The sequence below is a fragment of the Nocardia carnea genome (assembly GCF_029869215.1).
GTDB classification, from domain to species: domain Bacteria; phylum Actinomycetota; class Actinomycetes; order Mycobacteriales; family Mycobacteriaceae; genus Nocardia; species Nocardia carnea_B.
Window position 1 is genome coordinate 1 of the sequence record NZ_JARWPM010000071.1, and the last position, 26775, is coordinate 26775.

Below are 26775 nucleotides of genomic sequence, written 5' to 3' on the forward strand. Positions count from 1 at the left end.
GGCCGGGCCCGAAGCCGTGAGGCCGAACGGCGCCGACCGCATCACCGTCCCGCAGCCCTTGGAATGCGCGTTCACCGGACCGGGTTCGCCGAACGGCCGCGGCCGCAGCAACTCGGTGGATTGCCGCCGCAGGCCGGCACCCCCAGCGCGCCCCGGGACGCCCCCCCCCCGGCGTCGGGGCCAAACCCTCCATGGGCCTCGTAAGACTCGGCACCGCCGTGGTTGCGTTCGACTCCGAGGAAAGGTGAACTCGCAGAGCCTCGTAGGACTCGGCGCCGCCGTCGTCGCCCGCGGTTCCGGGTCTTATGTGAGCCTCACGGCCTCATGAGACTCTGCACCGCCGTCGTCGCGTTGGGGGTTCGGGTTGTGCGAACCTCTCGGAGCCTCGTAGGACTCGGCGCCGCCGTGGTCGCGTCCGGTGCCGGGGTTGTATGAACCTCAGGGCCTCGTAGGACCCGGCACCGCCATGCGGTTCGGGGTCGGGGTTGTGGCGCTGTGAGCGGTAGGGCCGCCGGGGCGTGTTCGGGGGCTGTGGTCGACCGAACCTCTGTGCTCGGTTGGAGGCAGCGGCGCGGCTGGGCGGCAGGTCCGGATACCGGTGGGAGGGCTAGCGGATACTTCGTTCGATCAGGGGGAGGGTGCGGAGTTCGCGTTCGAGGTGCCATTGCAGGTGGGCCGCGATGAGGCCGCCGGCCTGGCGGCGGGCCGAGTCAGGGATCTGCGCGACCCGGTCCCAGCGGCCGTGGCGCAGGGCCAGTAGCTGGTCGAAGACCGCGGGGGGCGGGGTGGCGGCACCGGGTGGGCGGCAGTGCACGCAGACCGCGCCGCCGGCGCCGATATGGAACGCGCGGTGCGGGCCGGGGGTGGCGCAGCGGGCGCATTCGTCGACGGCGGGGGCCCAGCCGGCGTAGTCCATGGCGCGCAGCAGGAAGGCGTCGAGGACGAGTTCGTGCGGGCGTTCCCCGGCGGCGATGGCGCGCAGGGCGCCCGCGGTGAGCGTATGTAGCCGGGGCACAGGAGCGCGTTCCTCACCGGCCAGGCGTTCGGCGGTTTCCAGCACGGCGCAGGCGGTGGTGTAGCGACCGTAATCGGCGACGATGGCGGTCGCGAAAGCCTCCACGGTGTGCACCTGGGTCACCGTGTCCAGGTTGCGGCCCGGGTACAGCTGGATATCGACGTAGGCGAACGGCTCCAGCCGCGCACCGAACTTCGACTTCGTCCGCCGCACCCCCTTCGCGACAGCCCGCACCACCCCGTACTGCCTGGTCAGCAGCGTGACAATGCGATCGGCTTCGCCCAGCTTGTGCTGGCGCAGCACGACGGCATGGTCCCGGTACAACTGCACGGGCTCAGTCTATTGGCGGCGGGTGCGTACCAGGAGACCGGCCACGTGCGCACACGCCGCCGTCCGCGCGCCCGCGGCGTCACCGGAACGGACCGCCGGCGAGGATCCGGCTGGTGTTCGTCGACGGCGATCTGCCGGTTGCCGGCGTGGGGCCACAGATCCGGGCGGTACAGATCGGCGCGGCCACCGAGCCGGGCCAGCGCCTCTTCGCTGGTCACAGCACACGCTCGGGCTCGGGTTTGTCGGTGTCCCTCAGCCGAGCCGGACCGGGAAGGCCGCTGGATCGTTCTGGGTGAGGACGGGGAGGTTGCCGTGTTCGGTGAGAGGGATGGCGGCACGCAGGTTCGGGAAGCGGTCGAACAGGGCGGGCAGGGCGATGGCGGCTTCCAGACGGGCCAGGGCGGCGCCGGGGCAGATATGCGGGCCGTGCCCGAAGGAGATATTGCGGTTCGCGGTCGGGCGGGTGATATCGAAGGTGTCGGCGTCGGCGCCGTGTACGGCGCGGTCACGGCCGATGGCGCGATAGGACATGACCACGCCGTCGCCTTTTTCGATGGTGACGTCATCGAAGGTGATGTCCTCGGTGGCGAAACGCATCAGCAGGTGGATGACGGGGCCGTCCCACCGCAGGGCCTCCTCGATCGCCTCCGCCCAGGTGCGGTCACCGGCCCGGATCGCGGCGAGCTGTTCCGGATGCCCGAGCAGCGCGCGGGTGGTCATGATGATCAGGCTGACCGTGGTTTCGTGTCCGGCGGCGACCAGCGCCTTGAGGTTGCCGTGCACCTCCTCCTCGGTGAGCGGGGTTTCGCCTTCGGCCACATCGTGGATGAAATCGGAGGTGAGATCGTCGGCCGGGTTCGCGGTCTTCTCCCGGATGAGCCCGGTGTAGTAGCCGTCGAGTTCGGTGAAGATCCGCATCCGCTCGTCGTGCGGGGTGAGCAGTGAGAAGAACTTCTTGTACGCCTCGAGCAAATAGGCGTGGTCGGTGCGCGGCACCCCCATCAGTTCGCTGACCACGCGCATCGGCAGCGGATAGGCGAAGATCTGCTTCAGGTCCACCACCTCGCCGTCGGCACCGGCCTTCGCCAGATCGTCGAGGAGTTCGGCGGTGAACTGTTCGATCTTGGGCCGCAACGCACCCAGGCGGCGCGGCGCGAGCGCGCGGGTGGTCTTGATCCGCAACCGGCGATGTTCGGCGCCGTCGACGGTGAACATGGACCGGCCGGCGTCGATCATGCCGATCAGCGGCCATTCCCGGGTCACCACGCCGGACTGCCACAGATTCCACTGCGTGTGGTCCTTGACCAGGCGGGTGTCGGTGAGCAGCTGCCGGGCCAGATTGTGCCGGGTGACCGTCCATGCCGGAGCGCCCAGCAACTCGATCTTCGCCAGAGCCGGTCCCTCGCACAGGGTGCGGGTCTCACCCGCGAGATCGGCGACCATCGGATCGATGGTCAGGGTCGCGGTATGCGGGCATTGCTGGCTCACGAGCCACCTCCAACGGCGGGAACAGGAGTGAAACGAACTGGGAGCGTGGTGAACCCGCGCAGGAAAGGCGAAGGCCGGCGGACCAGGGCTTCGGCCGGAACCGCCGGGTCCAGATCGGGCAACCGGTCGAGCAGCACCTCGATCCCGGTGCGCGCGATGATCTCGGCGATCTGCTGGGCCGGATAGGGGCAGCGGTATTCGCCGTGACCGAACGCGAAATGCGCGGCGTTCCCGGAATGCGCCGGATCGGCGTCGGTGCCGGTGTACTGGCGGATATGCGGGTCGGCATTGGCAGCGGCCAGACCCAGCAGCACCATATCGCCGCGGCGGACCAGCGCCTCGCCGAGGCGGGTATCGCGCGCGACCCAGCGGCCGGCCAGGATCTGGGTCGGCGTATCTTCCCAGAGCACTTCGGTCATGGCCTGCCCGATACTGTGCCGGGCGGCGCCGAACGCGGCCGCGAACCGGTCGTCGACCAGCATGAGCCGGATCGAATTGCCGATCCAGTCGGCGGTCGGCAGATGCCCGGCCGCCATCACCGACTGCATGTTCAGCACATATTCCTCATCGGCGAACGGCGCGGGATCGGCCAGCATCCGCGACACCAGATCCTGGCCGGGCTGCTGTTTCTTCTGCGCCAGCAGCTGCTGCATGTACTCCACGAACCGCTGGTAGGCGGCCGGGGCCTCGGGCCCGCCGTCGCACAGCACCTGCATGGTCTGCGCCAGATACGGTCCGTCGGATTCGGGCACGCCCATGATCCACGCCAGCGTCAGCACGGGCAGGAGTTCGGCGAATTCGGTGATCACATCGGCGTGACCGCGCCCGCAGAACCGGTCGATGAGGCCGTCGGCGAGTTGTTCGCAGGCACTGCGCAGCGCGAACGGGTCCACCGATTCCAGCGCGGGTTCCACCAGCGCCACATGCCGGGCGTGCGCGGCGCCTGCGGTGAAGTAGATACCCGGTTGCGGGCGGCCCACCATCGGCAGCAGCGGCCAGTCCGGCGGGATCGCCGGCCACTGGTTCCACAGGCTCGAATCCCGCGGGAACAACAGGCCGTCGGTGGTCACCTGGTGCAGTTCCCGATAGCCGATCACCAGCCACGCCGGAATGCCGCCGATGAGTTCGACCTCCACCACCGGGCCGTGCTCGGACCGCATCCGGGTGTAGAGCAGGGCGGGATCGGTGTGGAAGCCGGGGCCGTCGAGCCGGACCGCGCCCGGCGACGCCACCGGGCAACCCGCCGTGGGCGTACCGGTGTTGTACTCGAGCGGGGTCATGGCCGCTCCTCCGCTCCGGCGGACGGGTCCTGCCGCTCGATGAGATGTTCGACGAGACCGATCAGCACCTGTTTGCCCGACTCCCGGGACCGGGCATCGCACGTGAACAGCGGCACCTGCGGGTCCAGGTCGAGGGCGTCGCGGACCTCGTCCAGCGGCGGCGGGACCGGCTCGAAGGAATTGCACGCCACCACGAACGGGGTGCCCTGGTATTCGAGCCGGTCGATGGCGTACCACGAATCGCTGATCCGGCGTGGGTCCACCAGCACCACCGCGCCGAGCGCCCCGGTGAACAGCCGGTCCCACAGGAACCAGAACCGCTCCTGCCCCGGTGCCCCGAACACGTACAGCACGTATTCGTCGGACAGGGTGATCCGCCCGAAATCGAAAGCAACCGTGGTGGTCGACTTTTCGGTGATACCGGCCAGATCGTCCACCCCGACACCGGCGTTGGTCATCACCGCCTCGGTGTCCAAGGGCTGGATCTCGCTCACCGCGCGGACCATCGTCGTCTTACCGACCCCGAATCCCCCGACGACAACGATTTTCAGGCCGTGCCGCACCGAACTCGACAGCGGCGCCCGGGCACGAGTGGGGCGGTCGTCATAGGCTACGGAGTCCAACTAGCACCTTCTCGAGCATGTCGATATCGAACGTGTCGCCGTAGCGCCCGGTGGCGAGCTCGGGGTGGCGTACGGTGACCTTGCCGGTGTGCAGCAGATCCGCGACCAGGACCGTCGCGATGCCGATCGGCAGCCGCAGTTCGGCGGCGATCTCCACCACCGCGGTCGGCTGCCGGCACATGGTCAGGATGGCCACGTGTTCGCGCTGCATCGCCGGTGCGGGCGCGCATTCACTGACCACCAGGGTGACCGGGTCGAATTCTTCGGTGGTGGGGGCGGCGCGGCCGCCGGTGAGGGTGTAGAAGCGGTCGGGTTCGTCGTCGCGGCCGGGGCGGGTCACAGCAGTCTCGCTCTGCTCCCCCGCGGCGGCGCGGACAGATACTCCCCGACCTGCTCGATCAGCGCCGCCATCTGCGCTCCGACCAGTCCGGCATCGGCGTCGTCATCGGCCAGCACCGCGATCTGGGCGCCCGCGCCGGCGCCGACGATGAACAGGATCCCGCCGTGGAACTCGGTCATCGACTGACGCACCCCGCCGCGGCCGTTACCGAATTCCGCGGACGCACTGCCCGCCAGAGCCTGGACGCCGGAGGCGATGGCAGCGAGCCGGTCGGCCTGATCCATGGTCAGGCCGGCGGTATGGCACATCTGGATTCCGTCCGCTGCCAGCAGTACCGCGTGCCGGGCACCGGCGGTTTCGCTCAGCAGCCGCTGCAGCAGCCAATCCAGTTGCGCTGGATCCGATGTCATCGTCATCGATCGTTCTCCCGGTCGGTGGTCATGGAGTGACGGGACGACCACTCGGCGTCGTTGCCGGGCGGCCGGATCGGCCCGCCGAAAGGCTGGGGGTCCTCGTCGGCCCGGCCGGTGACCGCGCGCTGGAACGCCCCCATCGCCGCAGCCGTCGATCGGTGTTTCGCGGTGGTGTCCTCCCGGGCGGAACCGTCGTAGGCGCCGGGCTCGGGCGTGGCGGGCAGGCCCTCGGGATGCGCGGCGGCCAGGGTGCTGCCGCGGCGCCGCTTCGGCAGCACGGTGGTGGTGGTCGCCGCGTTCTCGGCCGGAGCCACCGAGAACTGGCCCGACGTGTATTGCGGAATCTGGTGCCGGCCCGAAACATACTGGGGCCGGTCGTGATTCCCGGATCGGTACGCCGCGGCGGTATCCGGTTCGGCGGCGGGTGCGGTCAGGTACCGCGAGCCGGTATCGGTGAGAGCGGCGAACGGGCCGGTATCGGTGGCGGTTCCCGCGGCCGGCAGCAGTCCGGCCGGTGTGGCGGACGGTCCGGCGGGCAGTGCCGGGGTGGCGGGTGGTTCGATCCGAGCGGTCAGTTCGCGGGGAATCATCACCACCGCCGCGGTACCGCCGATCGCCGACGGACGATAACTCACCGTGAGCCCGTGTTTGCGGGCGAGCCGGCCGACGACGGCCAGCCCGAACCGGGTGCCGTTCATCGAGGACAGCCCCTCGTCACCTTCCGCACCGGATACCGTGGCCTGGGCGCGCCGCAACGAGGATTCGCTCATCACCAGCCCACTGTCCTCGATGGTCACCACCACACCCGCCGGGATCTCGGCCGCGTAGATATGCACCTCGGTGGTGGGCGGGGAGAACCGGCAGGCATTGTCGACCAGCTCGGACAAGGCGTGGATAACACCCTCGGCGGCGTGCCCGGCGATCGCGATCTCGGCGATCGCCCGCAGCCGCACCCGCTGGTAACCGCCGACCCGCCCGATAGCGGCGCGTAGAACCCGTTCCATCACAATGGGTTTGGCCCAGCGGCGGCCGGTGCGCGCACCGCTGAGAATGGCGATACTGTCGGCGAGGCGGCCGGCCTGGGCGGTGGCGTGATCCAATTTCAGCAGATCGGTGAGTACGGCCTGATCGGCGTAGCGATGCTCCAGGTCCTGCAGATCGGCCAGCATACTGGTGGTCATGGCCTGCATCCGGCCGGAGGCGTTGGCCAAGGCCGCGATAGCCGCCGACCGGCGCCGCTCGCTGGCCGCGGCGGCCTCCTTCTCCACGGTGACCGCCTGTTCCGCGGCGGCCGCGCGCGCCCGCGCCTGCGCCAGCAGCTCCGCTGCCGCCGCGCCCCGCCGCTGCTCGGCCACGAACAGACCGCGCACGTACACCGCCGTGGTGACCGCGGTGCAAGCGGCGACCACCGCGACCGAAACCCAGATGGCCGTGAGTATCCGCTCGGCCGGAGCCACCGAGAGCATGGCGCCGCCCACCAGGGCGACGCCCACCGTCACCGAAATCGCCAGCGCCAGCGCCGGGGCGACCCATTGCCGCCGGCCGGCCGGGCCCGCTGCCACCGATTCATACATAAGTCGGGTACACCCCCGCTCGCGCAAAGTCCTGCCGACTCAACGCCGAGCCCGCATACCGGCACCCCATCGTGCCCGTTACCGAATCGTCGGATGAAAAATGGTTTCATACCGCTGCATTCGGGTACTGGGCCCGAAGCATATCGGCCTAGTCCAACCAGCGCCACCCGAGTAAGCCAACCCTCAGCTAACACTGGGTGTTTTTTGGCGCCGACTTCGTCGGCGCGGGGGTTTGGCCCCCTTGGTCCCCTCCAAGGGCCTCGTAAGACTCGGCACCGCCGTGGTTGCGGCCGGGGTTTCGGGGTTCCTCGGACCTCCGTGTGCCGCGCAGAATGCGGCGCACCGCGGTGGCATTCGTGTTCGGGAGTACGTGAGCCTCCGGGGCCTCGCCGGAAACGGGACCGCCGCCGGGCTCGTCCGGTTGCGGGGCCTACGTACACCCGCAGGGTCTCGCAAAACCCGGCGCCGCAGCTGGACACGCAGGGGCGGACGGCGGTGACCGTTACGTGGGGCCGGCCCGCGAATCGGTTCGCGGCGCCGCGGGGCGGGATGGGTGGGTTGGCGTGGGCATTTCGCCCGTCGAACTCAGAAGCCCAGTTTGCCGAGTTGTTTGGGGTCGCGCTGCCAATCCTTGGCGATCTTGACGTGTAGGTGCAGGTAGATGCGGGTGCCGAGGATGTGCTCGATCTGTTTGCGCGCGTTGGTGCCGACCTCTTTCAGGCGGGCACCCCCCTTGCCGATGATGATCGCCTTCTGGCTCGGCCGCTCCACGTACAGCAGCGCGTGCACATCGAGCATGTCCTCGCGTTCCTCGCGCGGCAGCACCTCTTCGATCACCACCGCCAGCGAATGCGGCAGTTCGTCGCGGACCCCCTCCAGCGCGGCTTCCCGGATGAGCTCGGCCATCAGGGTTTCCTCGGGCTCGTCGGTGAGTTCGCCGTCGGGATAGAACGCCGGGCCGGGCGGCATCTGCGAGGCGATCAGGTCGACCAGCACCTCCACCTGTTCACCCTTGACGGCGGAAACCGGGATCACCTCGCACTCCGGTCCGAGCAGCTCGGATACGGCCAGCAGCTGTTTCGCGATCTGTTCCCGGCCAACCTTGTCGATCTTGGTAACCACCCCGAGCAGGGTCGTTTTCGGCGCCATCTGCCGCACCTGCTGCACGATCCACCGGTCCCCCGGCCCGATCTTCTCGTCCGCCGGAATACACAGCGCGATCACATCGACCTCGGAATAGGTATCGCGCACCAGATCGTTGAGCCGCTGGCCGAGCAACGTCCGGGGCCGATGCAGACCGGGCGTATCGACCAGGATCAGCTGGGCGTGCTCACGGTGCACGATCCCGCGGATGGTGTGGCGGGTGGTCTGCGGGCGCGAACTGGTGATCGCGATCTTCGCTCCCACCAGGGCGTTCGTCAGAGTCGACTTCCCCGTGTTCGGCCGGCCGACGAAACAGACGAAGCCGGAGCGGAACTCCCGCGATTCAGGCATCGGTGGCCTCGTACCCCTCGGCGATATCGAACACCGCGCCGGAGGTATCGGCGAAGATGATCCGCGCCCCCGCGGATACCTCACGCACCGCCGAAACGCCCGCGTCGGCGAACTTACCGCCGACCACCACCGCCGCCTCGAAACCCTCCGCGCCGCTGGAGATCGCGGCGGCGACCGCCGACTGCAGCGCCGTCAGCCGCAACGCCTGCAGACCCACCTCGCCGGCGGCGTAGGTGCGGCCGTCGGTATCACGGATCGCCGCCCCCGCGGTACCGCCGGTCCGCCCGAGCGCCCCCCGCGCCAGCACCAGCAGCTTGTTGTCCTCGGCGTCCAGTTCACTCATGGCCTGCTCCCTCGTCGTTGCGGGCGGCCGGGCGATCCCGTTCCGTCGCCGCCTCGGTTTCTGTCGTCTCCTCCGGCGCCCTGGTCACCACCACGGTGTGTACCCGGACCCGGCCGCGGGCATCCGCTCCGCCTTCACCGCGCAATTCGAGCCCGTGCGCGACCACTTCCGCGCCGGGTAGCGGCACCCGGCCCAGTTCGTGCGCGAGCAACCCGCCGACGGTATCCACTTCCTCCTCGTCGATCGGCAACCCGTACAGTTCGCCCAGGTCGGCGATCGGCAGCCGCGCCGAGACCCGGTAGCGGCCGGGTTCGACTTCCTCGATCGGCGGTGTTTCGTCGGTGTCGTATTCGTCGGCGATCTCACCGACGATCTCTTCCAGCACATCCTCGATGGTCACCAGCCCGGCGATACCGCCGTATTCGTCCACCAGCAGCGCCATATGGTTGCGCCGGCGTTGCATCTCGTCGAGCAGATCGTCGAGCGGTTTGGAGTCGGGCATGAACACCGCGTCGCGCATCACCTCGCGCACCCGCACACTGCGCCCGCGATCGGCGTAGGGCACCAGATCCTTCAGATATACGACACCGAGAATGTCGTCGACGTTCTCCCCGATCACCGGGATCCGGGAATGCCCGCTGCGCACCGCCAGCGACATCGCCTGCGCCACCGATTTATCGGCTTCGATCCACACCATCTCGGTGCGCGGCACCATCACCGCGCGGGCCGCGGTATCACCGAGTTCGAACACCGACTGGATCATCCGGCGCTCGTCGTCGGCCACCACCCCGCGTTCGCGGGCCATATCGACCACTTCGCGCAGTTCGATCTCCGAGGCGAACGGCCCGTTCCGGAATCCTTTACCGGGCGTGATCGCGTTACCGAGCAGGATCAGCAGCCGGCTCACCGGACCCAGCAGGGCGCCGATGAACTGCAGCGGCAGCCCCGCGGCCAGCGCGATCGAATACGCGTGCTGGCGGCCCAGGGTGCGCGGGCCGACCCCGATCACCACATAGGAGACCAGCACCATGATCACGGCGGTCAGCAGCAGCGCCCACGCACTGTCGAAGAACCGGCTCAGCGCGGCAGCCAGCAGTACGGTCGCGGTGATCTCGCACAGGATGCGCAACAGCACCATCAGGTTGACGTAGCGCGGCCGGTCGTCCACTATCCGGCTCAACCGCACGGCCCCGGGACGCTCGCCGCGCGCCATATCGTCGAGCCGCGCCGGTGACAGGGTGTTCAGCGCCGAATCCACGGCGGCGAAGACCCCGCCCACCGCAGCGAGCAACACAGCGAGCAGTAACAGGGTTATCTCGTTCACGCGGGTGCGTCACCCGGCCACGATCGGCCCTCTTCCGGCGCCACGAACCCGGTCTTCCCCAACAGCCGCGCATCCCGTTCGGCCAGTTCGGCCCGCCGCTGCGCCTCGTGCAACTCCTCGTACCACTGTTCGAGCAACCGGCCCTGCAGGGCGAACATCTCCTTTTCCTCGGCCGGTTCGGCGTGGTCGTAGCCGAGCAGATGCAACACCCCGTGCACGGTGAGCAGGGCGAGTTCGTGATCCAGCGAATGCCCGGCCTTGGCCGCCTGGTCCAGCGCGAACTCGGGGCACAGCACGATATCGCCGAGCATGGACGGGCCGGGTTCCGGACTGTCGGGCCGGCCGCCGGGTTCGAGTTCGTCCATCGGGAATGACATCACGTCGGTGGGCCCGGGCAGATCCATCCAGCGCATATGCAGGTCGGCCATCGTGTCGAGATCCACCAGCACCATCGACAGTTCGGCGGCCGGGTGCACATCCATCCGGCCGATCACGAACCGGGCGACCCCGACCAGGTCTTCCTCGGGCACGTCCATACCCGACTCGTTGGCGATCTCGATACTCACCTGATCAGCCTAAAGGGTCGGACCCGGCGCAGCCCATCCGACGCCCGCGGCGGGTACGCCGACGGCCGGCGAACAGGACGGGCCTCGCTACCCGCGGGCGGCCCGGCCGGCCGCCCGCCGCTGCGCCCGGTTCCCGGACATATGCGGCGGACCGACCGGCGGCCGTGTTTCGGCCTCGAACTTCTCGTAGGCGTCCACGATGTCCGATACCAGCCGGTGCCGCACCACATCGCTGCTGGTGAGCTCCGCGAAATGAATATCCTCGATCCGGGTGAGGATCTCGCTGGCCGCCCGCAACCCCGACCGCGCCCCATGCGGCAGGTCCACCTGCGTCACATCCCCGGTCACCACAATTTTCGAACCGAATCCGAGCCGCGTCAGAAACATCTTCATCTGTTCCGCGGTCGTATTCTGCGCCTCGTCCAAGATAATGAACGAATCGTTCAGGGTACGGCCCCGCATATACGCCAGGGGCGCCACTTCGATAACCCCGGCGGCCATCAATTTCGGGATGGCTTCCGGGTCCATCATGTCGTGCAGGGCGTCGTAGAGGGGACGCAGATAGGGGTCGATCTTCTCGTTCAGGGTGCCGGGCAGGAAGCCGAGCCGTTCGCCCGCTTCCACCGCGGGGCGGGTGAGGATGATGCGGTTGACCTGTTTGGTCTGCAGCGCCTGCACGGCCTTCGCCATCGCCAGATATGTCTTTCCGGTACCGGCCGGGCCGATACCGAAAACGATCGTGTTCTCGTCGATCGCGTCGACATATCGTTTCTGGTTCAGGGTCTTGGGGCGGATCGTCTTTCCGCGGCGGGACAGAATATCCAGGCTCAGCACCTCGGCCGGGGATTCGGCGCTGCCCTCGGTGAGCATCGACACCGTATGCCGGACCGCCTCGGGAGTGATGACCCGGTTGCGGCCGGTCAGCGCGACCAACTGCTCGACCACCCGTTCGGCGAGCGCCACCTCGGCGGCGCGGCCGGTGAGGGTGACCATATTGCCGCGGACATGGATATCGGCGGACAGCAGGTCTTCGAGTTCACGGAGGTTCTCGTCGGCCGAGCCGAGAAAGGGGAATACCGATTCGGGCGCGAGTTCGATACTGGAACGGACAGTACGCGCCGCGGGCCCGGAGGCGCCGCCGTCGGCCGCGGAGGGATTCTGATCGCCGATATCGCCTTGTGATCGCACGTAGTGGCTATGGCCTGCTTTCCGGTCTCGACAGGCGCGGTGAGGCGCACTGTTTACTCTGCTCGCGAACGGTATCGCTGCCTCCGAGTCTAACTCCCGGCCCCGACAGGTCCCACCGGAATTACGGCCGCCCCCACCCGGTGACCGGGCCGAACCGTGCGTTCACCGGATCGTCACCAGCGGGCGGTGAGCGCACCGAGCGCGCCCAGCGCCACCGCGGCCGCGGTGGACGTGCGCAGCACCGTGGGTCCGAGCCGCACCACGTCCGCGCCGGCCTCGGCCAGCGCGGTGAGTTCCGCGTCGTCCAGGCCGCCCTCCGGGCCCACGATCAACGTGATGGCCGCCGCCGAATCCCACGGCAGCCCGGTGAACGGCCCGGTACCCGATTCGTGCAGGGCGGCGACCACCGCACCCTGCGCCTTCGCCGCCCGTACGGCATCGACCACCTCGGGGGTGCGGTGCAGCGCGGTCACCTCGGGGATATAGGCGCGGCGCGACTGCCGGGCCGCGGCGCGGGCCGCGGCCCGCCATTTCGCCACACCCTTGTCGGCTTTCGCCGCCCAATTGGAGACACAGCGGGCGGCCTGCCACGGCACGATCACATCGGCCCCGGCCTCGGTCATCAGCTCGACCGCCAGCTCCGAACGCTCGGATTTCGGCACGGCCTGCACCACCGTCACCGCGGGTGCGGCCGGCGCGGCGCGACCGCGGTCGCGGACCAGCAGTTCGAGCTGATTCTTCTGCGCGGCAACCACTTCGGTTTCGGCGAGCAGGCCGCGGCCGTCGGAAAGACTGATCGCCTCGCCCACCCGGATCCGGCGCACCGTCGCCGCGTGCCGGCCCTCCGGGCCGTCGAGCACGGCGATACCGCCCGGCTCCGGGATCTCGTCGAGATAGAAGACGGTGGGCGCGGCCATCGGGTCAGCGTCCGCTGAACGAGGCCCGCAACCGCGCGAACAGGCCGCTGTTGTGCTCGGACTGCGCCGACATCACCTCGGCCTTGTCCCGGCTCCGCAGGCCTTTGTATTTGCGCAGCAACTCGGTCTGCTTACTGTCCAGTTTGGTGGGCACGACGATATCCAGATGCGCCATCAGATCGCCCCGCGCGCTGGAGCGCAGTCGCGGCATACCGTGGCCGCGCAGCACCGAGATCTCCCCGGGCTGGGTACCGGGCGCGATGGTGAGTTCGGTGGGGCCGTCCATGATGGTGTCGATCACCACGGTGGTGCCGAGCGCGGCGTCCACCATGGGAACCCGCACGGTGCAGTGCAGATCGTCGCCGTCGCGGACGAATACATCGTGCGGCTGTTCCACGATCTCGACGTACAGGTCACCGGCATGACCGCCGCCCGGGCCGACCTCGCCCTGCGCCGCCAGCCGCACCCGCATCCCGTTGGCCACACCCGCCGGGATCGGCGCCGCGATCTCGCGCCGGGCCCGGACCCGCCCGTCGCCGCCGCATTTGTGGCAGGGATCGGGGATGGTCTCGCCGGCCCCGCGGCAGGTGGGGCACGGGCGGGAGGTGAGTACCTGGCCGAGGAACGAGCGCTGCACCGACTGCACCTCACCGGCGCCGCCGCAGGTCTCGCAGCGCACCGGTTTGGAGTTGCCGTTGGTGCCCGCGCCCTTGCAGAGGTCGCAGAGGATCGCGGTGTCGACGGTGAGGTGTTTGGTCACCCCGACCGCGCATTCGGCCAGGCTGAGCCGGGTACGCACCAGCGAATCGGCGCCCGGCTGCACCCGGCCGCGGGCCTTGCGCGCGCCACCACCGGCGCCGCCGCTCATCCCGCCGAAGAAGGCCTCGAACACATCACCGAGACCGCCGAACCCGGCTCCGCTGAACCCGCCGGCGCCGGCTCCGCCGGTCTCCAGCGGATCGCCGCCCATATCGACGATGCGGCGTTTCTCGGGGTCCGACAGCACCTCGTACGCCGCGGAGACCTCTTTGAACCGGGCCTGCGCGGCCTCGTCCGGGTTCACGTCGGGATGCAGTTCGCGAGCCAGTTTGCGGTACGCGCGTTTGAGCTCCTGGTCGGAGGCATCCCTGCCGACACCGAGCAGTCCGTAGTAATCCCGTGCCACTTGAGTTCTCTTAGTCCTTGGTCGCTGTCCACGGCTCCGGCCGCACCCGGCCGACCGCGTGACTCCTGTTTGTGGTGTAGCCGCCCGGCCGCCCGCAATGTTAGCCGGGTCGACTCAACTTTAAACCGGCCGAAGCCCCGAGCCTAACAGCGCCCGGCTCAGGACCCGTATTCCCGACCGGACCACCGGCGACCGAACCTCCATGCCCCCGCGCACACCGTCCCCCGCGCAGACGGTCGCACGCGGTGCGCCGGAATCACCGCTCGGCGAGAACCTCGCCGATGTAGCGGGCCACGGCCGCGACGGAGGCGATGGTGCCCGGGTAATCCATCCGGGTCGGGCCGAGGACGCCCATCCCCCCGAGGACCGCGCCCGCGGCTCCGTAGCCCGTGGAGACGACCGAGGTCCCGCGCATCTCCTCGACCTGGGTTTCCTCGCCGATCCGCACGGTGACCGTCCCGGGCTGCTGGGCCGCGGCCAGCAGCTTGAGGACCACCACCTGTTCCTCGAGGGCTTCCAGCACGGTGCGCAGCGAACCGTGCAGACCGAAATCCGCGGCATTGCGGGTGAGGTTGGCGGTACCGCCCAGCACCAACCGCTCCTCGGGGTGCTCGACCAGGGTCTCCACCAGCACCGTCGACACTTTGATCAGCACATCGCGCAGCTTCGGCGGCGCCTGTTCGGGCAGTTCGGCGACCGCGGCGGAAGCGGAAGCGAGCCGTTTGCCGTCCATCGCGGCGCCCAGCATGCCGCGCAGCGCGGCGAGGTCCTCGTCGTCGACCACGGTCCCCAGATCGACGATCCGCTGGTCGACCCGCCCGGTATCGGTGATCACCACCAGCAGCAACCGCGCCGGGTTGAGCGCCACCACCTCCAGGTGCCGCACCGTCGACGCGGAAACGGTGGGGTATTGAACCACCGCGACCTGGCGGGTGAGCTGAGCAAGCAGCCGGACCCCGCGACGCAGCACATCGTCGAGGTCGACCCCCGATTCCAGGAATTGCATGATCGCCTTGCGCTCGGCCGGCGAGAGCGGTTTCACCTCGGCGATCCGGTCGACGAACTGGCGGTAGCCCTTGTCGGTGGGAATCCGCCCGGAGCTGGTGTGCGGCTGGGCGATATATCCCTCGGCTTCCAGTACCGCCATATCGTTGCGTACGGTCGCACTGGAAACACCGAGGTTGTGCCGTTCCACCAGAGTTTTCGAGCCGATGGGCTCCTTGGTGGCGACGTAGTCCGCGACGATCGCCCGCAGGACCTCGAACCGCCGATCCTCGGTGCTCGACATCGACCCCACCTCCTCGCTGTGCTGTACGCCGCCACTACCGGCCGGCGCACCGGCTTCCTCCGAACCCGGCCCGGACGCCCGGTTCGCCACCCAGTCTAATTCCGTAAGCCCCGCCTTCCAGGGCGCAGACGCCCGAAGGACCGCGCTAACGTCCCCGGGACGACAGCAGAAACCAGCGCCCAGGGGGAATTCGGTGTTCGACGACCCGTCGGCAACCGCCGCCGGCCTGGCCCAGTGGGCCGAGCAGATGCAACGTAAGACGCAGCGATTCCAGGTTCTGCAAGACCGGCTGGCTCAGCTGTCGGTGACCGAGACCGCCGCCGACAACAGTGTCCGGGTCAACGAACTCAACGGTTCCGAAGAAGCCCCGGCGCCCGCCTGAATACGGACGCGGTCAGCCGAGCAGTTGGAGGACGACGCCATCGGCCAGTAGGCGGCCGCGGTCGGTCAGGACGAGGCGGTCGTCGCGGATCGAGATCAGACCGTCCGCGGCGACCTGTTCCGCGGCGGTCCGGCCGGCGGCGTCCAGATCGGACAGGGGCAGACCGGTGCGCAGGCGGAGGGCGAGCATGACCCGCTCCAGGTAGCGGTCTTCGGCTGTGGGGGCTTCCCAGCCCGCGGCGGGGAGATCGCCGGAGGTGGTGCGGTCGGCGTAGCGGGCCGGATGTTTGATGTTCCACCAGCGCACACCGCCGATGTGGCTGTGGGCGCCGGGGCCGGCGCCCAGCCAGTCGCCGCCGTCCCAGTAACCGAGGTTGTGGCGGCAGCGGGCGGTATCGCCGGACGCCCAGTTCGATACCTCGTACCAGGTGAACCCCGCGGCGGTGAGGCGGGCGTCGATTCGTTCGTAGCGGGCGGCCAGAACGTCGTCGTCGGGGGCCGGGAGTTCGCCGCGGCGGACCCGGCGGGCCAGCGCGGTGCCGTCTTCGACGATGAGCGAGTACGCCGAGACGTGATCCACACCCGCGGCCAGTACCGCGTCCAGGCTGGCGTCGAGGTCGCTGTCCCGTTCCCCAGGGGTGCCGTAGATCAGGTCGAGGTTGACGTGGTCGAATCCCGCGGCGCGGGCCTCCCGGGCGGCGGCGACGGCCCGGCCGGGCGTATGGGTGCGGTCCAGCACCGCGAGGACGTGGGCGGCGGCGGACTGCATACCGAGCGAGATGCGGGTGAACCCGGCCGCACGGAGCTGTTCGAAGAATTCCGGCGAGGTCGATTCCGGATTCGATTCGGTGGTGATCTCCGCATCCGGTGCCAGGCCGAACTCGGCCCGGATCGCGTCGAGTACGCCGGCCAGCCCGGCCGCGCCGAGCAGAGAGGGGGTCCCGCCGCCGACGAATACCGTCTCGACCTGCGGCGTCGGGCTCGGGAGCGCGGCGAACCGTTCGGCCGCCGTCGCCAGCTCCCGGCGCAGCGCTACCGACCAGGATTCCGGAGAGGCGGAAGTGCCCAGTTCACCGGCGGTGTAGGTGTTGAAATCGCAGTATCCGCAGCGGGTCGCGCAGAAGGGCACATGCACGTAGATGCCGAACGGCCCGCCACCGAAATCGCGCAGCACCGGGGTGGTGTCGCCGTGCGGGGTCGCGGTGGCGGGCGAAGTCATCGTTCCAGTGTGCCGGGCCGCGGCTCAGCCTGCGATAACGGGGGTGTTCTGGTTCGCGGCGAGCATCCAGTGCCCGTTCTCCCGGGTCATCACGTACAGCGGCGTTCCTTCGCTTTCCAGGTCGCCGGCAGTGGTGTAGTAGCGCTGCCGCACCTTGACCGCCGCGACGTCGGGCCGGAGGAAGAGAATATGTTCGATCTCGTAGGTCGCCCGGCCGTGCGCCGTGGAACCCGGCAGCACTCGTGCGGTGAACTCCGCGATCGCCGGCTGTCCGTACAGCCGTTTTCCGTGGCCGGTGGTCCACAGCGCATCCGCGCGGAACAGTGCCGCGAATCGGTCGACGTCCTCGTTCGCCTGGGCCTGCGCGACAGTGTCGACCACCGCATGGATCGCCGCGAGCGCGGCTTCGGTATCCGCCGGCGCGTAGGGCTGCCGGGTCGTCTCGGTACTCATGGCGCCGAGTATGCAACCTCGAGCTCACTCGAGGTCAAGACCGTTCCCCCGGTCGGCCTGTCAGCACTCTACGCAAATATGACGGCCGTCACATATGACCCCGCAGAACCAGGCGATTTCCCGGGAGTGCACGGGAAATACTGGTAGGGCGGTCGGAATGCGCGGCGCGGCGTGGCACAATGGGTCGCATGCGCGCATCCGGAGTTCGACTTGTGGCCCGTCGCCACGTCGACTACAAGCGCGTCTGCAGCGCCTGTTGTCTGCCCGGTTCCGCCCGGTAGCTCAGCTGCGCCCGATCCCCGGTTTTCCCGGCGATATTTCCGTTTCGAGGATTTCGGCCCGCTGACACCGCGGGCGCGAGATCAGCCCCTCGCGCCCTCAGCACGGACGTAAGCCATACCCAGCAGGAGCGAATTCATGACGTCGAGCACCGACGCCACCACCCCCGCGAAGGCCGAGACCCCGGCGAAGGGCGAGGCCCCCGCACGCCCTACGCGCGCCCGCACCGGTAAGCCGGTGCGCCGCCGCGCCGAGGGCCAGTGGGCGCTCGGTTACCGCGAACCGCTCAACCCCAACGAGCAGTCCAAGAAGGACGACAACCCGCTCAACGTCCGCACCCGGATCGAGAACATCTATTCCAAGAACGGCTTCGACAGTATCGACAAGGGCGATCTGCGCGGCCGTTTCCGCTGGTGGGGTCTCTACACCCAGCGTGAGCAGGGTTACGACGGCACCTGGACCGGCGACGAGAACATCGATCTGCTCGAAGCCAAGTACTTCATGATGCGGATCCGCTGCGACGGCGGCGCGCTCAACGTCGCGCAGTTGCGCACCCTCGGCGGGATCTCCACCGAGTTCGCCCGCGATACCGCCGATATCTCCGACCGGGAGAACGTCCAGTACCACTGGATCGAGATCGAGAACGTGCCGGAGATCTGGCGGCGCATCGAATCGGTGGGCCTGCAGACCACGGAAGCGTGCGGCGACTGCCCTCGCGTGGTGCTCGGTTCCCCGCTGGCCGGCGAATCCCTGGACGAGATCATCGACCCCACGCCCGCGATCGAGGAGATCGTGCGCCGCTATATCGGCAAGCCGGAGTACTCCAACCTGCCGCGTAAGTTCAAGACGGCGATCTCCGGTCAGCAGGACGTGGTGCACGAGATCAACGATGTCGCGTTCATCGGTGTGAACCATCCCGAGCACGGGCCCGGCCTGGACCTGTGGGTCGGCGGCGGCCTGTCCACCAACCCGATGCTGGCGCAGCGGGTCGGCGCGTGGGTGCCGCTGGACGAGGTGCCCGAGGTGTGGGAGGGCGTCGTCAGCCTGTTCCGCGATTACGGCTACCGGCGGCTGCGTACCAAGGCGCGGCTGAAGTTCCTGATCAAGGACTGGGGTATCGAGAAGTTCCGGCAGGTGCTCGAGGACGAATACCTGAAGCGGAAGCTGATCGACGGTCCCGCGCCGGAGAAGCCGAGCCGGCCGATCGACCACGTCGGTGTGCAGAAGCTGCGCAACGGGCTCAACGCCGTGGGCTTCTCCCCCATCGCCGGCCGGGTGTCCGGCACGATCCTCACCGAGGTCTCGGAGGCGGTGGAGCGCGCCGGTTCCGACCGGGTCCGCTTCACCCCCTACCAGAAGATCGTCGTGCTGGATATCGCCGACGACAAGGTCGAGCAGCTGATCGCGGAACTGGAGCCGCTGGGCCTGCAGGCGCGGCCGTCGGTGTGGCGGCGCAACCTGCTGGCCTGCAGCGGAATCGAGTTCTGCAAACTGTCGTTCGTCGAGACTCGTAAGCGCTCGCAGGTGCTGGCGCCGGAGCTGGAACAGCGGCTGGCCGATATCAACGCCGAACTCGATGTACCGATCACCATCAACATCAACGGCTGCCCGAACTCCTGCGGCCGGTCCCAGATCGCCGATATCGGGTTCAAGGGCCAGCTGGTGGACGACGGTGACGGGAATCAGGTCGAGGGCTACCAGGTTCATCTGGGTGGCAGCCTCGGCCTCGACAGCGCGTTCGGCCGCAAGCTCCGCCAGCACAAGGTGACCAGCACCGAGCTGGGCGATTACATCGAGCGTGTGGTGCGCAACTTCGTCAAACTCCGCCAGGACGGGGAACGGTTCGCGCAGTGGGCCGTTCGCGCCGAGGAAGCCGATCTGCGATGAAACCCGCAAGTGTGGTGACGGGAGAAACCGACGTGACAACCGAGCAGAAACAGCTGCCCGCCAAGCTCAGCGCCGACGAACTCCGGGCGCTGGCCGAACGTGGGGCCGCCGAACTGGGTCCGGATGCCTCGGCCGAGGAACTGCTGGCCTGGACCGACGAGAACTTCGGCAGCGGCTATATCGTCGCGTCGAATATGCAGGACGGGGTGCTGGTCCAGCTCGCCGCGCAGGTGCGGCCGGGTGTGGACGTGCTGTTCCTCGACACCGGCTACCACTTCGCCGAAACCATCGGCACCCGCGACGCCGTGGAAGCGGTGTACGGGGTGAACGTGGTGAACGTGCGCCCGGAGCACACCGTCGACCAGCAGGACGCGCTGCTGGGTAAGGACCTGTTCGCCCGGGACGCCGGTGAGTGCTGCCGGCTGCGCAAAGTGGTGCCGCTGCGGGGAGCGCTGGCCCCCTACAACGCCTGGGTCACCGGCATCCGCCGGGTGGAGGCGCCCACCCGGGCGAACGCGCCGCTGATCTCCTTCGACGAGGGTTTCGGGCTGGTGAAGATCAACCCGATCGCGCCGTGGTCCGACGACGAGATGCAGGCCTACATCGAAAAGCATTCGATCCTCGTCAACCCTCTGGTGGAGGAGGGGTATCCGTCCATCGGCTGCGCTCCGTGCACACGGAAGCCGGAGCCGGGTTCCGATCCGCGAAGCGGCCGCTGGGCCGGGCTCGCCAAGACCGAATGTGGGTTGCACGCATCATGACCGACGTCATCACCGAACGCTCTGTGGGCCTCTCGGATTTCGACACCCTGGCCGCGCTGGAATCGGAGGCCATCCATATCTTCCGCGAGGTCGCGGGCGAGTTCGAACGGCCGGTCATCCTGTTCTCCGGCGGTAAGGATTCCACGGTTCTGCTGCATCTGGCGCTGAAGGCGTTTTGGCCTGCGCCGCTGCCGTTCGCGTTGCTGCACGTGGACACCGGGCACAACCTGCCCGAGGTGCTGGAATTCCGCGATCATGTGGTCGAGAAGTACGGGCTGCGCCTGCATGTGGCCAGCGTCGAGGACTATCTCGCCGACGGCCGCCTCACCGAGCGGCCGGACGGTATCCGCAACCCGCTGCAGACCGTGCCACTGCTGGACGCGATCAGCGAGAACCGGTTCGACGCGGTCTTCGGCGGCGGCCGCCGCGACGAGGAACGCTCCCGTGCCAAGGAACGGATCTTCTCGCTGCGCAACGCGTTCGGCCAGTGGGATCCGAAGCGGCAGCGGCCCGAACTGTGGAATCTGTACAACGGCCGGCACGCGCCGGGCGAGCATGTCCGGGTGTTCCCGCTGTCCAACTGGACCGAACTCGATATCTGGCGCTATATCGCCCGCGAGAACGTCGAACTGGCCACCATCTACTACGCCCATCAGCGGCCGGTGTACCAGCGCGACGGTATGTGGATGACCCCCGGTAGCTGGGGTGGCCCGCGCGACGGCGAGGTCCTGGAGACCCGTTCGGTGCGCTACCGCACCGTCGGCGACGGTTCCACCACCGGCGCCATCCTGTCCGACGCCGCCGACAACGAGGCCATCCTGGCCGAGGTCGCCGCCTCCCGGCTGACCGAACGCGGCGCGACTCGTGGCGACGACCGGGTCTCCGAGGCCGCCATGGAAGACCGTAAACGAGAGGGTTATTTCTGATATGTCCGACCTATTGAGGCTGGCCACCGCCGGTTCTGTCGACGACGGCAAGTCCACCCTGGTCGGACGTCTGCTCTACGACACCAAATCCGTGCTCGCCGACCAGATCGATGCGGTGACCCGGGCTTCGGTGGACAAGGGCCTGTCCACCCCCGACCTGTCGTTGCTGGTGGACGGTCTGCGGGCCGAACGCGAGCAGGGCATCACCATCGACGTCGCCTATCGGTACTTCGCGACGCCGAAACGCTCGTTCGTGCTGGCCGACACGCCCGGGCACGTGCAGTACACCCGCAACACCGTTTCCGGCGCGTCCACCGCGCAGTTGGTGATCCTGCTGGTGGATGCCCGTAAAGGCGTGATCGAGCAGACCCGCCGCCACGCCGCGGTGCTGGCGCTGCTGGGGGTGCCGAAACTGGTGCTGGCCGTGAACAAGATCGACCTCATCGGCGGTGACGAACCCGACGAGCAGGCCCAGCAGGCCGCGGCCGCCAAGGTTTTCGCCGAGATCTCGGCCGAGTTCTCCCACCTCACCCGCACGCTCGGCTGGTCGGACGAGGATGTGCTGGAGATCCCGGTCTCCGCACTGCACGGCGACAATATCGCCTCGCGGGCGGACAAGACCCCGTACTACAGCGGCCCCTCGCTGATCGAACATCTCGAATCCGTGCCGGTGGACGCCGATAATTCCGGCGCCCACGCCGTGGGACTGCGGTTCCCGGTGCAGTACGTGATCCGGCCGCGTACCCCGGAATATCCGGACTATCGCGGGTACGCCGGGCAGATCGCGGCGGGTTCGGTGGCACCCGGTGACGAGGTGGTGGTGCTGCCCTCCGGTATCCGCACCACCGTCGAACGCATCGACACCCCCGACGGCGAACTCGCGGTCGCCCAGGCGGGACGCAGTGTGACGCTGATCCTGACCGACGAGGTCGATATCTCCCGCGGCGACACCATCGCCTCCCCCGGCGATGCCCCGGAACCGGTCGGCGAATTCGACGCCACCGTGTGCTGGCTCGGCGACAAACCGCTGCGCCCCGGCGCCCGGCTGCTGCTCAAGCACGGCACCCGCACCACGCAGGCGATCGTGGGCACCCTGACCGAACGCTTCGACGAACAGCGCCTGGCCGCCGATCCGGACCCGGAGTCGTTGTCGCTCAACGATATCGGGCGTATCTCGGTGCGCGTCGCGGAACCGATCGCGGCCGACGACTACCGCACCAACCGGCACACCGGCAGCTTCCTGCTGATCGACCCGGCGGGCGGGAACACGCTCGCGGCGGGTCTGGTCGGGGATGTGCTCAGCGCGGTAGAGGTCGGAACCGAGGCCTGATGCCGGCACCCACGCTGGTCGCGGTGGCGCACGGCAGCCGGGATCCCCGGTCCGCCGCCACCGTCGCCGCGCTCATGGAGCAGGTCCGGGCCGCCCGCCCGGAAGTGCCCGCGCGCCTGGCGTTCCTGGACCTGAACGCGCCTTCGGTCGGGCAGATCCTGGATACGGTTGCCGCCTCCGGCGAAACCCGCGCCGTAGTGGTTCCGCTGCTGCTGGGCAGTGCGTTCCATGCCCGGGTCGACCTGCCGGGGTTGCTGGCGGAGGCCGCGGCCCGGCACCCGCGGCTCCAGGTCACCCAGGCCGATGTCTTCGGCGCCGACCCGCGCTTGATCTCCGTGCTGCATCACCGGGTTCGCGCGGCCTGCGCGAACCACGGCTGGGTGGCCGCGCGCGACCGGGTGGGTGTCGCTCTCGCCGCGGTCGGGTCGTCCTCGGCGGCCGCAAACCGGAACACCACGCGCCTGGCCCGCCGGTACAGCGCACTCACCGGGCTTCCCACCGAAGTGTGTTTCGCCACCGCCACGCCCGCGCTGACACACGCGGTTGCGCGGCTTCGCGCTCGCGGCGCCGAAAACCTGTTGGTGGCCCCCTGGTTCCTGGCCCCCGGGCTGCTCACCGACCGGCTACACGACCAAGGCCCCAGCCTCCCGCACGCCGCGGTTCTGGGCCCCGACCCCGCGCTCGCCGAGATCGTCTGGGATCGCTACGACGCCGCGGCCGGCCGAGCCCTGCCACTCTCGGCCTGATCGGCCCACGGGATTCGCCGCCACGGTCTCAGAACCAGCGTTCCAGCACGGCGGCGACCCCGTCGGCGGTGACATCGGCGGTCACCTCGTCGACGACCGCGTGCAGTTCGGTGGGGGCATTCGCCATGGCGACCGAACGCCCGGCCCAGGCGAACATTTCGCGGTCGTTGAACCCGTCGCCGATGGCGAGGGTGGCTTCGCGCGGGATATCCAGTGTCCGGCGCAGCCGTTCCAGCGCCCAGCCCTTGGAGACGCCTTCCCGTGAGATGGTGAGCCACGGCCCGAATTCCCCGTAGACCCAGCTGATATCCGGAACGGCCAGCGTTTCCAGCAATCGCCGCATCTCGGTGACCGAACCTTCCGGCCACCAGCAGTTCAACCTGGGCGTGGGCACGCTGCACAGTGTCTCGTAGTCCACCACCACGTATTCCCCGCCGGGATAGTACTCGCCGGGGCTCATCCCGGTCGCCCAGAAACCCTTCCCGACCTGTTCCGCGGTGAAGATCATGTCCGGGAACAATTCCCGCAGCGCGGTCACCGCCGGCAGCGGGTCGAAACTGTGCACACCGACCGGCTCGGCCGCTTCGATATCGATCTGCACGGCCCCGTTGGAGCAGACGGCGTGCCCGCGCACCAAACCCAGCTGGTCCAGTACGGGCCGGGTGGTCATCACGGTCCGCCCGGTACTCACCACAACTTGCGACCCCGCCGCGACCGCCGACCGGACGGCAGCCACCACCCGATCCGTCACCGGCGCCCCCGTTTTCAGCAACGTCCCGTCCACATCCAGCGCAATCAGCCGCGGTGAGCCCCCGTCGATGTCCACCCGACGATTCTCCCGCGAACCGGATCCCGCGGCACCGCATTTCCGATTCCGGCAGACAACGATTCCACTCCGTGCCGGGATGCGGACCTCAGTCGTCCGAACCGCCACCCGAGGACTTTCCTCGCGAGCTCTTACCGCGGGAGGATCCGCCGTCGTTGCCGGAGGAACTGGAGCCGCCGGAATCGGAACCCCGGGATTTCGCACCGCTCGGCGAATCGGAGTCGCCGGAGTCCGAACGACCGCCGAAACCACCGAATCCGCCGGAGTCGCTGTCCGAATCACTGGACGAATCGGAACCTCCGGAGGTGAAGCCACCCGTTCCGCTGAAACCACCCGAATCGCCGGCGCCGAAGCCGCCGGTGCCGACACCGCCCGCACCGGCCGGTCCCGAGGCTCCCGGGCTACCCGCACCGAAGCCGCCCGAATCCGCCGGTTCCGAAGTTCCCGGGCTACCCGCACCGAAGCCGCCCGAACCGGCCGGGCCCGAGATTCCCGGATCGCCGGCGCCCTCGTCCCCCGGGGCGGGGGTATCGCCGGGTACCGGCGATCCGTTGCCGGACCCGTCGTCGCCGCCGGACCAGCTGCCACCCGGCGCTTCCGGCGTACCGGGGTTGCCGATATCCGGAAGATCCGGCGTACCAACGGGATTCTGGCCGCCCGGCTCCACCGGCGTCTCCTCCGGCCCTCCGCCCGGCGGATCGACGACGGGCGTATCGTCCGGGTCCACTCCACCGGGGAGTTCGCCGCCGGGGGTCTCCGGCTCCGCGGGATCCGGATCCGGCGGGGCGGGCAGTTCGGGGCGCGGAAAGGGGATGGGGTTCTGGAAACGGGCGGGATTGCTGTAGCGGGATTCTTCGTTCGCGTGCCGGTCGCGGGGCGAGGTGTGTGAATCGGTCCGGTCACCGCGCTCCGGCGTGAACTGCGCGGGCGCCGGCGCGGTCCCGGGCATGGGCGGACCGTACGGTCGCGATACTCCCGCCGGCATGATCCGCGCCGGGGTGCCGAGCGGGGCGTAGGACACGCTCCAGCCGGCGCCGGATCGTTCCACCTGTGCCTCGCCGTGAATTTCGTACAGCACCGCGCCTGGGATCTGGATCGGCATCCGGTCCTCCTCGGGACCGGTGTCGGCGGCGCCGTTGCCGAGGATGGTGGCCGCCGACATGGCGACCGCGGAGAAGACGGCGGCGCCGGAGAAGATCGGCGCGTGTTTCGCGCGGGAGGAGCCCACCAGCGCGACACTGTCCGCGGCCATGGCGGCGGCGCCGAGCGCGACACATTGGCCGGAATCGGCGGCGATCGTCACCGGCAGCCCCAGTTCGGCCAGTGTTTCAGCGACCTGCGGGGGCCTGGCCGCCCCGCCGACCACCAGGATCCGGCCGATATCGGAAAGCGCCACCCCGGCCGACCGCACGGCCGCGCGCACCACCTCGAGCGAATCCCGGATATGTTCCCGGCGCAGCCCTTCCGGGTCGACGAACGACATCAGCGATACGGTGCCGGTTTCCGGTTCGGCCGGGCCGATCGCCCGGTCCCCGGCGCAGCGGGCGATCATGGCGCCCAGCGGCCGCCCGCCGAAATCATAGGAGCGCACCGGTTTTCCGACCACGGGGTGATCCGGCCAGTCCGCCCCGGTGCGGACCACCGCGACATCGAGACTGTTCCCGCCGAGGTCGTAGACCAGCACGAACCCGGTGTCGAGTGGGCCCTGTTCGGTATCGAGCCAGTGTGCGGCGGCGACCGGTTCCGGAACCAGCTGGACGTGACCGACACCGGCGAGGTCGAGGCTCTGCCGGAGCAGGTCGAGTTGTTTCGGGCTGTATCCGGCGGGATGGGTGGCGACCACCCCGGTCGCGGGTTCGGCGGCGACCAGTCCCTGCACCACGGAGGCGAAGATGGTGGCCGGCGACCAGATCCGGCCGTCGACGTAGACCGATTCCGGGTTGCGGCCGAGGTCGGCGAATTCGTTGACCGCCGTGGAGAATCGGGTGATTCCGCCGAGCCGGGCCGTGCCCCGGCTGTCGAATCCGACGGCGGTTCGCCGTGTCCGCACCACCGGCCGGGGTTCGCGATCACCCACCCGCGCCGAGACAACGTTCACCGTGCCGATGCTGATACCCAGCCCAGAAGTCATTTGCCATCCCGTCAACGCACCGAGACCACGTCCGGTGAAAGAGCCATGGGCGCGGTCGTTTTCCAAACAGCGACCACAGGTTAGCTGTAACGGGCGGAAGAAATCGAATAAATGGCGATGAAAGCCGAAGTTACAGAACAACTCCCCGTTCACGCGCCGGAAAACAAACCGGCGGTTCAATTGTCCATTTCTGCGAAAACGGCGTCTGAACTGCAGCTTCAAGGAATACGGACGCGGACACGAGGTTGTCCGGTAGGTTGTCCGCGCGTAAGCCCTGCTGACACCCGGACACCCGGACGTCCCCACCTACCCACCGGTAACCGATCAATAGCTGTCGCGGTGGAATTCGGGTCCGCGCAAACGAAGTCCGCCCGCCCCGGGCGGTACCGGACGGGGGGAAGGCGCAGGGTTTGCTCAGATAAGGGGGAAAAAGCGGCGGGCCGGTTTTACGGGTGGGGTCACCGCCCCGGGCGCGCGTGGCTGCGGGG

General features: G+C 68.9%; 26 protein-coding genes. 7 read left to right on the top strand and 19 right to left on the bottom strand.

The genetic code is table 11. The annotated features are described in order from the left end of the window. Positions 1 to 607: 607 nt before the first annotated feature. The 15 genes from recO to hrcA form a co-directional block, all read right to left on the bottom strand. Entirely contained in the window at positions 608 to 1345 is a 738-nt protein-coding gene (recO, locus tag QH276_RS03310) for a DNA repair protein RecO (RefSeq protein ID WP_280397178.1), read from the bottom strand. 252 nt (positions 1346 to 1597) lie between these two features. Continuing rightward, entirely contained in the window at positions 1598 to 2833 is a 1236-nt protein-coding gene (locus tag QH276_RS03315) for a cytochrome P450 family protein (RefSeq protein WP_280397179.1), read from the bottom strand. Further along, complete coding sequence (locus tag QH276_RS03320; protein ID WP_280397180.1) at positions 2830 to 4113, bottom strand: cytochrome P450; 1284 nt, start codon at positions 4111 to 4113, stop codon at positions 2830 to 2832. Before QH276_RS03320 ends, QH276_RS03315 begins: the two co-directional genes overlap by 4 nt. Next, on the bottom strand, positions 4110 to 4736 hold the full coding sequence (locus QH276_RS03325; RefSeq protein WP_432278559.1) for a GTP-binding protein: 627 nt from the start codon (positions 4734 to 4736) through the stop codon (positions 4110 to 4112). Before QH276_RS03325 ends, QH276_RS03320 begins: the two co-directional genes overlap by 4 nt. Beyond that, positions 4717 to 5076, bottom strand: coding sequence for a DUF742 domain-containing protein (locus tag QH276_RS03330; protein ID WP_280397181.1), 360 nt, complete (start codon positions 5074 to 5076; stop codon positions 4717 to 4719). The genes QH276_RS03325 and QH276_RS03330 overlap by 20 nt, the downstream gene beginning before the upstream one ends. Beyond that, complete coding sequence (locus tag QH276_RS03335; protein WP_280397182.1) at positions 5073 to 5486, bottom strand: roadblock/LC7 domain-containing protein; 414 nt, start codon at positions 5484 to 5486, stop codon at positions 5073 to 5075. Before QH276_RS03335 ends, QH276_RS03330 begins: the two co-directional genes overlap by 4 nt. A 2-nt stretch (positions 5487 to 5488) precedes the next feature. Then, positions 5489 to 7051, bottom strand: coding sequence for a sensor histidine kinase (locus tag QH276_RS03340; protein ID WP_280397183.1), 1563 nt, complete (start codon positions 7049 to 7051; stop codon positions 5489 to 5491). A 597-nt stretch (positions 7052 to 7648) separates the two neighbouring features. Continuing rightward, entirely contained in the window at positions 7649 to 8557 is a 909-nt protein-coding gene (gene era / locus QH276_RS03345) for a GTPase Era (RefSeq protein WP_280397184.1), read from the bottom strand. Beyond that, a complete protein-coding gene (locus QH276_RS03350; protein ID WP_280397185.1) occupies positions 8550 to 8900 on the bottom strand; it encodes a cytidine deaminase in 351 nt (116 codons plus the stop codon). The genes era and QH276_RS03350 overlap by 8 nt, the downstream gene beginning before the upstream one ends. Further along, positions 8893 to 10224, bottom strand: coding sequence for a hemolysin family protein (locus tag QH276_RS03355; protein ID WP_280397186.1), 1332 nt, complete (start codon positions 10222 to 10224; stop codon positions 8893 to 8895). The genes QH276_RS03350 and QH276_RS03355 overlap by 8 nt, the downstream gene beginning before the upstream one ends. Continuing rightward, positions 10221 to 10790 (bottom strand): rRNA maturation RNase YbeY, encoded by a 570-nt coding sequence (gene ybeY, locus QH276_RS03360; protein WP_280397187.1) that lies wholly within the window; start codon positions 10788 to 10790, stop codon positions 10221 to 10223. The genes QH276_RS03355 and ybeY overlap by 4 nt, the downstream gene beginning before the upstream one ends. An 87-nt stretch (positions 10791 to 10877) precedes the next feature. Continuing rightward, positions 10878 to 11960, bottom strand: a complete 1083-nt coding sequence (locus QH276_RS03365; RefSeq protein WP_432278562.1) for a PhoH family protein — start codon at positions 11958 to 11960, stop codon at positions 10878 to 10880. Between the two features lie 191 nt (positions 11961 to 12151). Next, positions 12152 to 12895 carry a 16S rRNA (uracil(1498)-N(3))-methyltransferase gene (locus QH276_RS03370; protein ID WP_280397189.1) on the bottom strand — a complete coding sequence of 248 codons (744 nt, stop codon included), beginning with the start codon at positions 12893 to 12895 and terminating at the stop codon, positions 12152 to 12154. 4 nt (positions 12896 to 12899) lie between these two features. Beyond that, positions 12900 to 14060, bottom strand: coding sequence for a molecular chaperone DnaJ (dnaJ, locus tag QH276_RS03375; protein ID WP_280397190.1), 1161 nt, complete (start codon positions 14058 to 14060; stop codon positions 12900 to 12902). 256 nt (positions 14061 to 14316) lie between these two features. Continuing rightward, positions 14317 to 15348: a heat-inducible transcriptional repressor HrcA gene (gene hrcA, locus QH276_RS03380; protein ID WP_280397191.1), complete on the bottom strand. Its 1032-nt coding sequence runs from the start codon at positions 15346 to 15348 to the stop codon at positions 14317 to 14319. Between the two features lie 193 nt (positions 15349 to 15541). Between hrcA and QH276_RS03385 the strand changes: the two genes are divergently transcribed. Further along, entirely contained in the window at positions 15542 to 15730 is a 189-nt protein-coding gene (locus QH276_RS03385; RefSeq protein WP_280397192.1) for a hypothetical protein, read from the top strand. 12 nt (positions 15731 to 15742) lie between these two features. Here the strand turns inward: QH276_RS03385 and hemW are convergent, their stop codons facing one another. Together hemW and QH276_RS03395 are read right to left on the bottom strand one after the other, a co-directional pair. Beyond that, positions 15743 to 16948 (bottom strand): radical SAM family heme chaperone HemW, encoded by a 1206-nt coding sequence (hemW, locus tag QH276_RS03390; RefSeq protein ID WP_280397193.1) that lies wholly within the window; start codon positions 16946 to 16948, stop codon positions 15743 to 15745. A 24-nt stretch (positions 16949 to 16972) separates the two neighbouring features. Continuing rightward, positions 16973 to 17401, bottom strand: coding sequence for an SgcJ/EcaC family oxidoreductase (locus tag QH276_RS03395; protein ID WP_280397194.1), 429 nt, complete (start codon positions 17399 to 17401; stop codon positions 16973 to 16975). Positions 17402 to 17589: 188 nt separating this feature from the next. On the opposite strand from QH276_RS03395, the gene QH276_RS35460 reads away from it, so the two are divergent. The 6 genes from QH276_RS35460 to QH276_RS03420 all read left to right on the top strand — a co-directional run bounded on the left by QH276_RS35460 (position 17590) and on the right by QH276_RS03420 (position 23330). Then, positions 17590 to 17682 (top strand): Ms4527A family Cys-rich leader peptide, encoded by a 93-nt coding sequence (locus tag QH276_RS35460; protein WP_357054283.1) that lies wholly within the window; start codon positions 17590 to 17592, stop codon positions 17680 to 17682. A 136-nt stretch (positions 17683 to 17818) separates the two neighbouring features. After that, positions 17819 to 19567 (top strand): nitrite/sulfite reductase, encoded by a 1749-nt coding sequence (locus QH276_RS03400; RefSeq protein ID WP_280397195.1) that lies wholly within the window; start codon positions 17819 to 17821, stop codon positions 19565 to 19567. After that, the gene (locus QH276_RS03405; RefSeq protein ID WP_432278560.1) at positions 19564 to 20328 is read left to right on the top strand and encodes a phosphoadenylyl-sulfate reductase; all 765 of its coding nucleotides are present in this window, start codon (positions 19564 to 19566) and stop codon (positions 20326 to 20328) included. The genes QH276_RS03400 and QH276_RS03405 overlap by 4 nt, the downstream gene beginning before the upstream one ends. Continuing rightward, positions 20307 to 21254, top strand: a complete 948-nt coding sequence (cysD, locus tag QH276_RS03410) for a sulfate adenylyltransferase subunit CysD (protein ID WP_280397196.1) — start codon at positions 20307 to 20309, stop codon at positions 21252 to 21254. The genes QH276_RS03405 and cysD overlap by 22 nt, the downstream gene beginning before the upstream one ends. Before the next feature lies 1 nt (position 21255). After that, positions 21256 to 22584 (top strand): sulfate adenylyltransferase subunit 1, encoded by a 1329-nt coding sequence (locus tag QH276_RS03415; RefSeq protein WP_280397197.1) that lies wholly within the window; start codon positions 21256 to 21258, stop codon positions 22582 to 22584. Next, positions 22584 to 23330, top strand: a complete 747-nt coding sequence (locus tag QH276_RS03420; protein WP_280397198.1) for a sirohydrochlorin chelatase — start codon at positions 22584 to 22586, stop codon at positions 23328 to 23330. The genes QH276_RS03415 and QH276_RS03420 overlap by 1 nt, the downstream gene beginning before the upstream one ends. A gap of 28 nt (positions 23331 to 23358) precedes the next feature. Here the strand turns inward: QH276_RS03420 and QH276_RS03425 are convergent, their stop codons facing one another. Beyond that, positions 23359 to 24156 (bottom strand): HAD family hydrolase, encoded by a 798-nt coding sequence (locus tag QH276_RS03425; RefSeq protein ID WP_280397199.1) that lies wholly within the window; start codon positions 24154 to 24156, stop codon positions 23359 to 23361. A gap of 88 nt (positions 24157 to 24244) precedes the next feature. After that, positions 24245 to 26287 (bottom strand): Hsp70 family protein, encoded by a 2043-nt coding sequence (locus tag QH276_RS03430; RefSeq protein WP_280397200.1) that lies wholly within the window; start codon positions 26285 to 26287, stop codon positions 24245 to 24247. Positions 26288 to 26775: the final 488 nt, after the last annotated feature.